General features: G+C 36.3%; 13 protein-coding genes. 3 read left to right on the top strand and 10 right to left on the bottom strand.

The window, feature by feature from the left end:
* Nucleotides 1–33: 33 nt before the first annotated feature.
* Complete coding sequence (locus V7122_RS19315) at nucleotides 34–393, bottom strand: response regulator (RefSeq protein WP_335490856.1); 360 nt, start codon at nucleotides 391–393, stop codon at nucleotides 34–36.
* A 245-nt stretch (nucleotides 394–638) separates the two neighbouring features.
* Nucleotides 639–1,346, bottom strand: a complete 708-nt coding sequence (locus V7122_RS19310) for a cytochrome c biogenesis CcdA family protein (RefSeq protein ID WP_335490854.1) — start codon at nucleotides 1,344–1,346, stop codon at nucleotides 639–641.
* Between the two features lie 290 nt (nucleotides 1,347–1,636).
* Between V7122_RS19310 and V7122_RS19305 the strand changes: the two genes are divergently transcribed.
* Nucleotides 1,637–1,807: an aspartyl-phosphate phosphatase Spo0E family protein gene (locus V7122_RS19305; RefSeq protein WP_335347869.1), complete on the top strand. Its 171-nt coding sequence runs from the start codon at nucleotides 1,637–1,639 to the stop codon at nucleotides 1,805–1,807.
* Between the two features lie 90 nt (nucleotides 1,808–1,897).
* Here V7122_RS19305 and V7122_RS19300 read toward each other — a convergent pair whose 3' ends face one another.
* The 8 genes from V7122_RS19300 to yneA form a co-directional block, all read right to left on the bottom strand.
* A complete protein-coding gene (locus V7122_RS19300) occupies nucleotides 1,898–3,691 on the bottom strand; it encodes an ABC transporter ATP-binding protein (protein WP_438824797.1) in 1,794 nt (597 codons plus the stop codon).
* A gap of 1 nt (nucleotide 3,692) precedes the next feature.
* Nucleotides 3,693–5,441 (bottom strand): ABC transporter transmembrane domain-containing protein, encoded by a 1,749-nt coding sequence (locus tag V7122_RS19295; RefSeq protein WP_335528347.1) that lies wholly within the window; start codon nucleotides 5,439–5,441, stop codon nucleotides 3,693–3,695.
* Nucleotides 5,442–5,640: 199 nt separating this feature from the next.
* Entirely contained in the window at nucleotides 5,641–5,853 is a 213-nt protein-coding gene (locus tag V7122_RS19290; protein ID WP_335347872.1) for a YneF family protein, read from the bottom strand.
* A gap of 87 nt (nucleotides 5,854–5,940) precedes the next feature.
* Nucleotides 5,941–6,378, bottom strand: coding sequence for a sporulation inhibitor of replication protein SirA (sirA, locus tag V7122_RS19285; protein WP_335354543.1), 438 nt, complete (start codon nucleotides 6,376–6,378; stop codon nucleotides 5,941–5,943).
* Nucleotides 6,379–6,561: 183 nt separating this feature from the next.
* Nucleotides 6,562–8,562, bottom strand: a complete 2,001-nt coding sequence (gene tkt, locus V7122_RS19280) for a transketolase (protein WP_335528344.1) — start codon at nucleotides 8,560–8,562, stop codon at nucleotides 6,562–6,564.
* A 181-nt stretch (nucleotides 8,563–8,743) separates the two neighbouring features.
* Nucleotides 8,744–8,977, bottom strand: coding sequence for a DUF896 domain-containing protein (locus V7122_RS19275; protein ID WP_335347875.1), 234 nt, complete (start codon nucleotides 8,975–8,977; stop codon nucleotides 8,744–8,746).
* A 140-nt stretch (nucleotides 8,978–9,117) separates the two neighbouring features.
* On the bottom strand, nucleotides 9,118–9,774 hold the full coding sequence (locus tag V7122_RS19270) for a YneB family resolvase-like protein (protein WP_335354541.1): 657 nt from the start codon (nucleotides 9,772–9,774) through the stop codon (nucleotides 9,118–9,120).
* Nucleotides 9,775–9,800: 26 nt separating this feature from the next.
* Complete coding sequence (yneA, locus tag V7122_RS19265) at nucleotides 9,801–10,124, bottom strand: cell division suppressor protein YneA (protein ID WP_335354540.1); 324 nt, start codon at nucleotides 10,122–10,124, stop codon at nucleotides 9,801–9,803.
* Nucleotides 10,125–10,279: 155 nt separating this feature from the next.
* On the opposite strand from yneA, the gene lexA reads away from it, so the two are divergent.
* Together lexA and V7122_RS19255 are read left to right on the top strand one after the other, a co-directional pair.
* The gene (gene lexA / locus V7122_RS19260; protein WP_335354544.1) at nucleotides 10,280–10,903 is read left to right on the top strand and encodes a transcriptional repressor LexA; all 624 of its coding nucleotides are present in this window, start codon (nucleotides 10,280–10,282) and stop codon (nucleotides 10,901–10,903) included.
* A gap of 229 nt (nucleotides 10,904–11,132) precedes the next feature.
* The gene (locus tag V7122_RS19255; RefSeq protein ID WP_335354539.1) at nucleotides 11,133–11,423 is read left to right on the top strand and encodes a DUF4257 domain-containing protein; all 291 of its coding nucleotides are present in this window, start codon (nucleotides 11,133–11,135) and stop codon (nucleotides 11,421–11,423) included.
* Nucleotides 11,424–11,611: the final 188 nt, after the last annotated feature.

Here is an 11,611-nt window from a genome sequence, read left to right as displayed (position 1 = left end):
TCGGATTAAACAGAGGCAGCATGTGCTTACAAATTAACTTAATACTCTATTTACGGCCTCTAGGACACGGCCTTCATCAAACGGCTTTACAATAAAATCTTTCGCTCCCAATTCGATCGCCTCTACAACCATCTTTTGTTGCCCCATTGCAGAACACATAATAACTTTTGCACTTGGATATTGCCTCTTAATTTCCTTCACTGCTTCAAGTCCGCTCATTTCGGGCATTGTAATATCCATGGTCACTAAATCTGGCAATAAATCCTCATATAGTTGAACAGCTTCTTTGCCGTTTTCACCTTCGCCAACAATCTCATGATTCGCTTTTTTTAAGATCGTGGATAATGTTATCCTCATAAACTTTGCATCATCTACAATTAGTATTCTTGCCATCGCTGTTTCCCCCTCGACAACTACATCGGAAGTATATTCTAATAATTTCTACAATTAATAGGGTTCATGAACTATATGAGACTTGATATAAGCTAGATTATTCTTACTCTAAGAAAGAACATACTATAAAATATATCTAAAATTGCGTGAAATTTCAATTTAAAAAGACCGACAAATTTCGCCCGTTTATTTTATTTCTTTATTTTCTATCAGGTCAATCACAAAATTTTTACATTTCAGTTAGGTTAAAAGCCAGTAAATCCTCCGAATAAAGGTGATAGTATGGCAATGATTTTTGTCATCCAGTCAAAAAACAAGACAACACCCATTACCATCATAATGTAACCGCCTACTTTCATAATTAGTAGACTGTTCTTTCTAATCCACTTTAGCTTCCCAATAAAGAAAGAAAGGACAAAAAACGGAACAGCAAAACCAAGAATATAGGCAAACATATAAATCATTGCAGAATTAGGATTTGAAACCGCAAGTGAGAAAACGGCACCAAGTATTGGACCTGTGCATGGAGTCCAGCCTGCAGCAAATGCCATTCCTATTAATATTGACCCTAGCAGGCCAGAAGGACGGTTTTTAAACTCAAATCTTCTTTCCTTCATTAAAAACTCCGGTTTAAGAAAACCAACTACCATTAAACCAAAGATGAAGATAAATATGGCTCCAATTTGTCTGATCAAATCTTGATAATCCATAAAGAAAGTTCCAAGAAATGAAGTACTAAAACCAATTGCAATAAAAATAAGTGAAAATCCAATTAAGAAAAACAATGTATGCATCATGCTTCGCCTTTGGAGCATAGCATTTTCTTCTTTAAGTTCACCAACAGACATACCTGTTATATAAGATAAAAAAGCTGGATACAAGGGTAAGCAGCATGGTGAAATAAAGCTTAAAAATCCAGCACCTAACGCAATGAACACATTTAAATCAGCCATCATAACATCTCCTGTTCAAAACGATTCATTCTTCATTCTAACAAATGTTAGTAGGAAATGATAATGAATAGATTTGAACAATTTGTGTCTCTCTCCTCAATTTTAAGATAATACGATAAAATAATTTAGTTATTATAGAAGTTTCTTTTGAATTTATTCCCAAAATTCGCTATACTATAGCATATGTTAACAAATTTTGTTTTAATCTATCATGTTTTTACATTTCTAGAAACAACAAGTTCGTTGGAAATGCTGTTTCTCCTTATAACGATCTGAAAGGATAACTGGATGTGTCTAACAAAGATTTACTCAATTTAATTGAACAGAAGAGAATTGAACTGATACAAGTGGCGATGAAAAATGGCTTAGCTTCATCCACGGCCATCAGATATAGCCAAGAACTTGATCTTTTGCTGAATGAGTATCACCGCAATCATAGCAAAAAAATACCCACACACTAAAATAACCAGCCTAGGTAAACATACCTGAGCTGGATTTTCTTTTTTGTAAAACTTTTTTTACCCATTACTAGCAGTATAAAAAATAAGGTCTTAAACGACATCTCCCACTTTTTCTCCTGAACTGTTTTGCAATAAATACATTTTATGATATAAACCTTGTCTGGCTAGAAGCTCTTGATGGTTTCCTCTCTCGACAATTTCACCTTGATGCAGGACAAGGATTAACTCAGCATCTTGAATCGTTGACAGACGATGGGCAATGGCAATTGTCGTTCTCCCTTTTCGCATTTTTTCTAAAGCAAACTGAATAGCTTCTTCAGTTTCTGTATCAATATTAGCGGTTGCTTCATCCAAAACGAGTATTTTTGGATTTGCAGCAATCGTTCTTGCGAAAGCGATTAGCTGTCTTTGTCCACTTGAGAAGGTAGAACCTCTTTCTACTACCTGCTGATTATAACCATTCTCTAATTTTTCAATGAAAGCATGAGCTTGCACAAATTGAGCTGCATCTAAGATTTCTTGGTCACTTAGTTCTTGTTTATGGAGACGAATATTATCATTAATCGTACCGAAAAAAAGGAACGGATCCTGAAGGACTAATCCCATTCTAATCCTTAGCTCTTCCTTGCTATAGGATTTGATTGATTCTCCATCAATCAAAATCTCCCCTCTTTCAAATTCATAGAAACGCATCATGAGATTAATGATTGAGCTCTTTCCACTTCCGGTGTGCCCTACCAGGGCAACAGTTTCTCCAGGTCTAGCTGTAAAGGAAATATTCTTCAAAACGTCTCTCTTTCCGTCATAAGAAAAGCTTACATTGCGGAATTCAATTTCCCCATCCAAAATTTGCTTTTTCGCGTTCTCCGGCTGTTTAGGGGCAAGCTCTGTTTCATCAACAAGCTTAAATACTCTTGATGCTGCGACAATAGCCTGCTGGTACATAGAAAGTCTCATCATCATTTGATTAACAGGCTCAAAGAAACGATCTAAATAACTGATAAATGCATAAATAACTCCGATTTCGATTGGGCTATTGAATGAAGTGATGCCAAAAAAGCTTAATATCATGATTAATGCGAAAACATAAACTAAATCAATGGCTGGCCGTAATAACAGACTATCAATTTTAATATTTTTCATCCCTGCTTGATAGTGCTTTTCATTAATATTTTCAAATTCCTGTCTAAGCCGTTTTTCTTGGCGGAAAACTTGAATGATTGACATGCCTTGCAATGATTCACTTAACTTCGCATTAAGCTGGCTCAGCCTCTCCCTCATATCCTGATAAAAAATGGAGCTATATTTTCTATAAGTCTGCATGATATAGAATAGAATTGGCAGGATTATTAAACAAAATAGAGCAAGTTTAACATTTAAGATAAACATGGCAATAAAAATACCCACTAAAAGGAATGCCCCTTGAATGAACGTTACGATCACACTCACAAACATATCCTTTATTGCTTCTGTATCATTGGTTACCCTTGAGACGATACTTCCAGCAGGTGTTTTATCGAAATACTTTAGTCCAAGCTTCTGGACCTTCGTAAAAACGTCTACACGAAGCTGTTGAATGATCTTTAAAGCGATCTCCTGAAATTTCAGCAATTGAAAATAAGAGACAAGTACATTCATAATTTGAATCCCAATAAAGGCTGCCCCTAATGCAAATAGAGGTTCAAATTCTAAATTTCGTGGTCTTAAATAGTCATCAATGAAAATCTTAATCAATATCGGTCCAAGAACATCACCAATAGTTGTCATTAATAGCAAACTGAAGGCTAGGACCATCGTTTTCTTATGGGGCTTTGTATAGGACAGAAGACGAAAAAGAATTTTCCTCTGTTCCTTTCCTTCTATTCCCTTAATTTCATTCATCATCCTAACCTCCCTGCTCAACCAATTCTTCTAGCTGCTGCTGTAAATACATCTCTTTATACCAGCCGTTCTCATGCATTAACTGCTCATGAGTGCCCCTTTGGACAATTTTCCCATTGTCAAGAACAATAATAAGATTAGCATGCTGAATGGCACTTAAACGATGTGCAGTAATAATCGTTGTCTTCCCTTCACGGTCTTGTCTTAATGCAGACAAAATGGCTTCCTCCGTTTTAGCATCAACAGCAGACAATGAATCATCCAATATCAATACCTCAGGCTGCATTAATAAAGCCCGAGCAATGGAGATGCGCTGTTTTTGCCCGCCAGAAAGAGATACTCCACGTTCACCAACAACCGTATCGTAGCCATCTGAAAACTGTAAAATGTCGTCATGAATGTTTGCTAGCCTTGCAGCTGCATAAATCTCTTCAATATCTGCATGTGGCTTTGTAAAAGCAATATTTTCAGCAATAGTTGCCGAAAATAAAAAATGGTCCTGTGGTACATAGCCAATTGCTTCTCTTAGCTTTTCAATTTGATAATGATTTAATGGGTTTTCAGCAAACATGATGGTACCATCATACCCTTCAAATTCACGAATCAATAATTTTAACAGAGTTGTTTTCCCCGCACCTGTTCTACCTACAACCCCTAACGTTTCTCCTCTATTCAAGGTAAAATGGATATCCCTCAATAATGGCATTTTATCCTCTGGATATGTAAATGTAGAAAGGTTAAATTCAATATCCCCACTTGGAACCGTTTCTAGCGCGTCAGGAAGATCATAAATATCAACCTTTTCCGAAAGGAGTGAGGTAACGCGATCATTTGAGGCACGCCCTCTTTCAACAATATTAAAGAGCCAGCCAAATGCGAGCATTGGCCAGATAAGCAGTCCTAAATAAGTCGTAAACGAAACTAGCTCCCCTATTGTCATTTCTTCATTAAGTACATATTTTGCACCAAAGGCAATGGACAGGAAAAAGGAAATGCCTACTATAATTGATATGGTAGGGTCGAATAATGAATCGATTCTGGCAACAGAGACGTTCTTTTTAACGACATCCTCAGATTGCTTCCTAAAATCCTCAATATCCTCTTTCTCTTGACCAAATGTTTTAATCACTTTAATCCCTGTTACACTTTCCTGTGTTTTATCATTTAAAGCTGAAAATGCCTCCTGTGCCTTATGAAAGCGCTTATGAAGCATAGTTCCGTACCAACTCGTTAAAATGGCCATAAGGGGCATCGGAATTAAGCTGATTAAAGTAAGTTTCCAGCTAATTGTTGCGGCCATGGCAATAATAACAAATCCGCCTGTGGCTAATGAATCCACAAGTGTCAATACACCTGCTCCGGCCGTTTGCTGAATAGCTTGAAGATCATTTGTTGCGTGTGCCATTAAATCACCAACCCGCTTCTTTTGATAGAAGGATTGGGACATATTTGTGAAATGATGATAGAGTTTATTCCTTAATATTTTCGATAGTTTAACAGCTGAACCAAAAATCATTATTCTCCAATAATATCGTAAAATATACATGAGCATAGCAGCTCCAACTAATGCACCCAATAATTGAAAAAGGTTGTTCCAAGATAAAGTTTGATCCTTTATATGATCAACAAAAATACCTATCACTTTAGGAGGAACAAGCTGCAGCAGAGCTACAAGCAATAACATTAGGATACCTATTAAATAAGGTTTTTTCTCTTGTTTAAAAAACCACATTAAATCTAAGAACACTCTCATCTCTTAAGTCCTCCAGAATTAAAAAAACTGCATCTAAGTCTGTACCTTTCAAAAGACATCAAATGAAAGGTAATAGTTGCCTTTTGATCATAATACTTTAGCTTAAATAGTGTATCAAATATTACAAAAAATAGGAAGATTTATATAATGTGAATTTTATTACATAAAAAAGCACCCATTACTGAGTGCCCGTCCACCATTATTTTGTTTGCTTATTCATGGCGTTCATCATTTGATTAATTTTCTTTTGCGATGGCTTTTGACCCATCTGCATCATCATCATTTTTAACATTTGTTCATTAATTGGCGGATTTTTCTTTAAATAGCTCATCATATATTTTCGAGCAATGAAAAATCCTAGTGCTAAACCAGCAAGAAGTGCCAGAATACCAACTAGAATATAAGTCCACATTCAAATTTCCTCCTTCGTGTTGTCTAACATACAGTGTACTAAACCAAAGGCTATTATACAATATTTGCTTTATGATTTTATCATATTTTAAACTAATTTTCTTTCCTTAATTGGTTTTAGCCAACCGTAACGATGATGTTCGATATCAATTGCCAGAAAAGACGACTCGCTTTTTCTAAGCACCTCAAAAAAGATCGTCTCCGCATCATAATTTCCACTCGCTTCTAATATTAAACATCGGTCCTTAATCTCTAGTTTAGCGCTGCTTCTTTTTCCCATTTCTATATAATATAACCCTTTATGTGTCAAAAAATCTTTATTTCGATACATCTGCTGGTTAATATATTGATGAAGTTTTAATCCCGGTATCGGCTTTGTTATAAATTGAATTTGTCTAGCTAGTATGGATTCCATAGTACCAGCCGCGTGCTCGAATTCTTGAAATAACTGAAAAAACATTCTCTCCCTGCCAAAATAGTGGGAGGCAAATTCATCTTCAATTAAATATAACTGATAGGATCTCATCCAAACCTCTCCTTCCGGGACAAACCCCCTTTCCTCTCATTATACTTATGTAAAATTGAACATTGTGTCTTAAACCGTCAAAAACATTCGCTTATTTTGTCGAAACGAAGAATTTTTAGAAAATAATAGCTATCAATGACAAAAAGAGAAGAGCCTTTAGCACTCTTCTCTTTCGTAATAGTTCTAGAATAGGGATTTAACACGCGCCACAACATTATCAACCGTGAAACCATATTCCTCGATGATTTTTTCGCCAGGAGCAGATGCACCAAATTGATCAATACAAAGGACATCTCCTTCATCACCAGCATAGCGATGCCAGCCAAGAGAAGCACCCATTTCAATCGCTAATCTTTTCTTCACATCTTTAGGAATAACACTTTCCTTGTATTCCTTAGATTGAGCTTCAAAACGATCCCATGAAGGCATACTGATAACCGTTGCTGAAATACCATCAGCTTCTAAAGCTTGCTGCGCTTCCACGGCTAAGCTTACCTCTGATCCGGAAGCAATTAATAATGCATCAGCTTTTTCTTTACTAGCAGGTGATACAACATATGCCCCTTTTGAAACGCCATCATATGCTGCTTCTTTTGTACCTTTTAATGTTGGCAGATCTTGTCGCGTTAATACAAGGGCTGTTGGCTTATCTGACGATTCAACCGCTAATTTCCAAGCAGCTGCTGTTTCATTTCCATCAGCAGGACGAATAACAGATAGATTTGGCATTGCACGCAAAGCAGCTATTTGTTCAATAGGCTCATGTGTTGGTCCATCTTCACCAACAGCAATACTGTCATGTGTAAACACATACGTAACAGGCAGCTTCATTAATGCAGCTAGACGAATAGCCGGACGCAAGTAGTCAGAGAAAACAAAGAAGGTACCTCCAAATACTTTTAATCCTCCATGTAAAGCCATTCCATTTAAAGCAGCTCCCATTGCAAATTCACGAACTCCAAACCAAATGTTTTTTCCATCAAAGGTTTTTGGAGTAAAGTCTGCAGTTCCTTTAATCATTGTCTTATTTGAACCTGCAAGGTCAGCAGATCCTCCGATAAAGGATGGTAGGTTTTTGGCAATGGCATTCAATGCCTCTCCTGATGACGCACGGCTCGCAATGCTTTTTCCTTCTTCATAAGCAGGTATATCATTTGCCCAGCCCTGCTTAAGCTCGCCGTTAATAGCTTGCTCGAGCTGACTTGCAAGCTCGGAAAACTCACTTCTGTATTGAGCGAATAGGTCATTCCATTCTTGCTCCTTCTTTTCTCCTTGTACTGCGACAAGCTTTCTGAAATGCTCATACACTTCTTCAGGAACATAGAAGTCTTCTTCAAAAGTCCACTTATAAGATTCTTTCGTTAACTTTAATTCATCTGCACCAAGAGGAGCTCCATGAACATCAGATTTTCCTGATTTATTTGGTGATCCATATCCGATGACTGTTTTTACTTCAATAAGCGTTGGATGATTAACATCTAGTTTCGCTTCTTCAATCGCATTTGCGATTTCAGTCAGATCGTTCCCATCTTCTACTCTTAAGTATTGCCAGCCATATGATTTAAATCTTTGTTCAACACTTTCAGAGAACGACTTATTTAAGTCACCATCAAGGGAAATATCATTGGAGTCATAAAGCACTATTAATCTCCCAAGGTTAAGGTGGCCAGCAAGAGAAGCTGCTTCTGCGGAGACACCTTCCATTAGATCCCCGTCACCACAAATGCTGAATGTATAATGATCAATTAAATTAAATTGATCTTTGTTATAGACAGTTGCTAAATGGCGCTCAGCCATCGCCATTCCAACTGACATAGCTATTCCTTGCCCAAGAGGACCAGTAGTTGCATCGACACCAGGCGTATGACCAAACTCAGGATGTCCTGGAGTTTTGCTTCCCCATTGTCTGAAGCTTTTAATATCTTCCATTGATACATCATATCCCGAAAGATGAAGAAGGCTATATAGAAGCATAGAACCGTGGCCAGCTGATAGAACAAAACGGTCACGATTAAACCATTGTGGATTTTTAGGATTATGATTCATAAATTGAGTCCAAAGTGTATATGCCATTGGCGCTGCTCCCATTGGCATACCAGGGTGACCTGATTTTGCTTTTTCAATTGCATCAATAGATAAAGTACGAATGGAACTTATGGATAAAGCATCGTTTTGATCAAACATGTGATACATCCCTTCTGCTAATTATTATTACTCTTCTAATATTAAAGTTAGCGCCCTTCTAATACAACAAAATGTATAAATAATGCTTAAAATTCTATTATTTATTATTTTGCCTTAAAAACTTATGTATATGTAAGGAAGGAAACATTTGCTGTATCCTTCAATTCATGTTTCTTACTCATCAATGTAACAGATCTTTGTTTTGTACCTTTTTAAGCTTTTCAGGGGTTACATCATTTCCTTTAGGGTCAACAATGGTAACACCTTTAAGCGTAGTCAGCATAGATGAGCGAAAGGTCTGTAAATATTCTTTGCGCAGGGCAGACTGTTCCTTCGCCTCGGTTTCATTTAATCCTACTTCCTTTGCCTTCTTTGCAAGAGCATTAATTCGATTTAGTTTATCTTTTGGCAGCATAGTTTAGCTCCTTTATTTTTTCATTGAATCCCATTGCAATGTTACTAAAAAAGAGCCATTTTGACAAGAAAGGCATATTAGGAAAAAACCCTACCCAATTTGATAGAGTTTCAGCAATATATATTTAAGAATTATTCGCATTACTTTTCTATCACTGCTTTTGTATCGATATACTCCTGGTATCTTCGATGTACTGTTGCTTTAGATATTTGATATCCAAGCCCTGTAAGTGTTGCTGCAATTTCTGAGAATGTTAAATCATTTTTCCTGAGTCTTACGATCTCTTCAATGGGTACCTCAATACGATCCCTGCCTGAATGCATGCCGAGATTTGTAAGGTTTTTCTCAGGTCTGAATCCTTTTTGGACAGCACGCCTCATTCCCCGCTTAATTTTTATATTATGTATTCTCCTTTGGTATTCCTCCACCAAACTTACGATATTTAATACCATTGAGTCCGATTCAGATAGCTGAAGCTCCCCGTTGTGGGTAACACTATATAATAAAACACCTTCTTTTAATATACAGTGTAGGATAGCCATTTTTGCATTGCCTCTGCCAAGTCTAGTCTCGTCCTGAATAAGAACATATTTTATTTCCTTATCTTTAATAAGTGATAGGAGATTAATAATTCCATTGCGATCTAAATCATAGCCGCTAGCCTGTTCGCGAATGACTTGAACAATTTCGAAGCCATTTTTAATTGCTAGCTCTGTTAATTCTTCCTCTTGTCTAGCCAATGATGTTTCCTGTGATTCTTTCGTTGTACTTACTCTACAATAAATAATTGCTTTCATGTGTAATGCCCTTCCACAAAATATTTTTATTGGGAACTTGCTAACTCGGTATGAACTTCTGATGAATAATCCTTTAATACAGGAATGACGAGTTCATCTCCCGGAAAGATTCTTTCCCCTGAAATTCCGTTATTCCGCTCGACCCAGCTAATAAATTCTATTGCTGTTAATTCATGATCCATTGAAAATTCTTCAGCTATTTGCCATAATGTATCGCCATCATTGACAGTAATTTTTATATATTTAATATTTTCGGATTCTCCAAGCTGATTTATTAAGATGAACGCGGTAAAAAAGCTTAAAACGAATAGAATAATAGCATACGAATATTGATTCCACAATTTTTTCATACTTACACACCTCATTAAGAATATATGTTCGCTTATTGATTTTTATTATAAACCGAACATTTGTTTTGTGTCAACAATTATTCGAACTTATGTTTGTACTATATTGTAAGTGGTGCTATAATTAGGGAAAGAAAATCATAAGAGGTGTGATTATGATGGCGAAATTATCAAAAAGGCAGCAGGATATATTAAATTTTATTAAAGAGGAAGTGAGACAAAAAGGTTATCCACCATCTGTTAGAGAAATTGGCGAAGCAGTGGGTTTAGCCTCTAGCTCTACTGTCCATGGCCACCTTGCTAGATTAGAAAGCAAAGGCTTAATTCGGAGAGATCCAACGAAACCGCGTGCTATTGAAATATTAGACTTAGAAGGAACTGTACAAGCTCCTGACTATAAGATCGTGAATGTTCCAATTGTAGGAAAAGTAACAGCTGGTCAGCCGATTACAGCTATTGAAAATGTTGAGGAATATTTTCCGCTGCCCGAAAGACTGGCACCTGATGCTGATCAGGTTTTTATGCTCGAAATTATGGGTGAAAGTATGATAGAGGCAGGAATTCTTGACGGGGATTATGTCATTGTAAGGCAGCAGCAAACTGCCAATAATGGCGATATTATTGTTGCGATGACTGAGGATGACGAAGCAACTGTTAAGAGATTCTTTAAGGAAAAAGATTATATTAGACTTCAACCAGAAAACTCTACAATGGAGCCAATTATTCTCCGTAATGTATCCATTTTAGGCAAAGTCATTGGTGTATATCGGCATATTCATTAGCATGAATGAAAGCGGGCATCTTTTTGCCGGCTTTTTCTTTTATATGAATACATAATCATGTTAATTTCTTATAATTATCTAAAAATCTATGATTTCTTGACTATAGACTTTTCTGAAAAATGAATATTTATACACATTCTATTTTTTGGAAAATTTTATAAACTAATATTACATCCAGAATCAACCTAAGGTCGCTAAAAAAATCTCGACTTTAGGAGGTGAAGTCCAAATGTATTTGAACATTTTCTTCGCTTTTTTGATTGGTGGACTTGTCGGTGCTGCAGGACATATTCGAAAAGAAGGAAGAATTATCAAGCCTAGAAAAACGAAAAAATTCATTTACTTGGGTTTTTTAGAAGAAGTAATTTTAGGTGGACTTGCTGCTGCTTGTTTAATCACTTTTTCCGAGCCTGATTCAGCATTTAAAGTTGTTTCTTTATCGATTATTGCCGGTTTAGGCGGAGACGCTCTGCTTAGAGGTCTTGAATTCTTAAAAATAAGGGAAAAAGACCAAAATTAAATGTATTTATTTAATCCCTGCTACTTAGCAGGGATTTTTTTGTTTTTTCGTCACTTTTGAATTCGTTCAAAGGGGTTTCCATAATCAGTAAAATCTTCTTTTATTGGAGGCGATTTTATGAAAATTAGAGACATAATCTATTATAAATCTTCCAAGAGAACCGTATATGTGAATAATCTCTAAAATGC

It is taken from the genome of Bacillus sp. JJ1532 (assembly GCF_036965085.1).
Classification (GTDB): Bacteria; Bacillota; Bacilli; order Bacillales; family Cytobacillaceae; genus Cytobacillus.
The sequence above is the reverse complement of the archived record's forward strand: the minus strand, read 5'-3'. Positions and strand labels throughout refer to the sequence as shown.

Coding starts and splice junctions, on each gene's coding strand:
- V7122_RS19315 (WP_335490856.1), bottom strand. CDS start 393: ATGGCAAGAATACTAATTGTAGATGATGCAAAGTTTATGAGGATAACA.
- V7122_RS19310 (WP_335490854.1), bottom strand. CDS start 1,346: ATGGCTGATTTAAATGTGTTCATTGCGTTAGGTGCTGGATTTTTAAGC.
- V7122_RS19300 (WP_438824797.1), bottom strand. CDS start 3,691: ATGATGAATGAAATTAAGGGAATAGAAGGAAAGGAACAGAGGAAAATT.
- V7122_RS19295 (WP_335528347.1), bottom strand. CDS start 5,441: ATGAGAGTGTTCTTAGATTTAATGTGGTTTTTTAAACAAGAGAAAAAA.
- V7122_RS19290 (WP_335347872.1), bottom strand. CDS start 5,853: ATGTGGACTTATATTCTAGTTGGTATTCTGGCACTTCTTGCTGGTTTA.
- sirA (WP_335354543.1), bottom strand. CDS start 6,378: ATGAGATCCTATCAGTTATATTTAATTGAAGATGAATTTGCCTCCCAC.
- tkt (WP_335528344.1), bottom strand. CDS start 8,562: ATGTTTGATCAAAACGATGCTTTATCCATAAGTTCCATTCGTACTTTA.
- V7122_RS19275 (WP_335347875.1), bottom strand. CDS start 8,977: ATGCTGCCAAAAGATAAACTAAATCGAATTAATGCTCTTGCAAAGAAG.
- V7122_RS19270 (WP_335354541.1), bottom strand. CDS start 9,774: ATGAAAGCAATTATTTATTGTAGAGTAAGTACAACGAAAGAATCACAG.
- yneA (WP_335354540.1), bottom strand. CDS start 10,124: ATGAAAAAATTGTGGAATCAATATTCGTATGCTATTATTCTATTCGTT.
- lexA (WP_335354544.1), top strand. CDS start 10,280: ATGGCGAAATTATCAAAAAGGCAGCAGGATATATTAAATTTTATTAAA.
- V7122_RS19255 (WP_335354539.1), top strand. CDS start 11,133: ATGTATTTGAACATTTTCTTCGCTTTTTTGATTGGTGGACTTGTCGGT.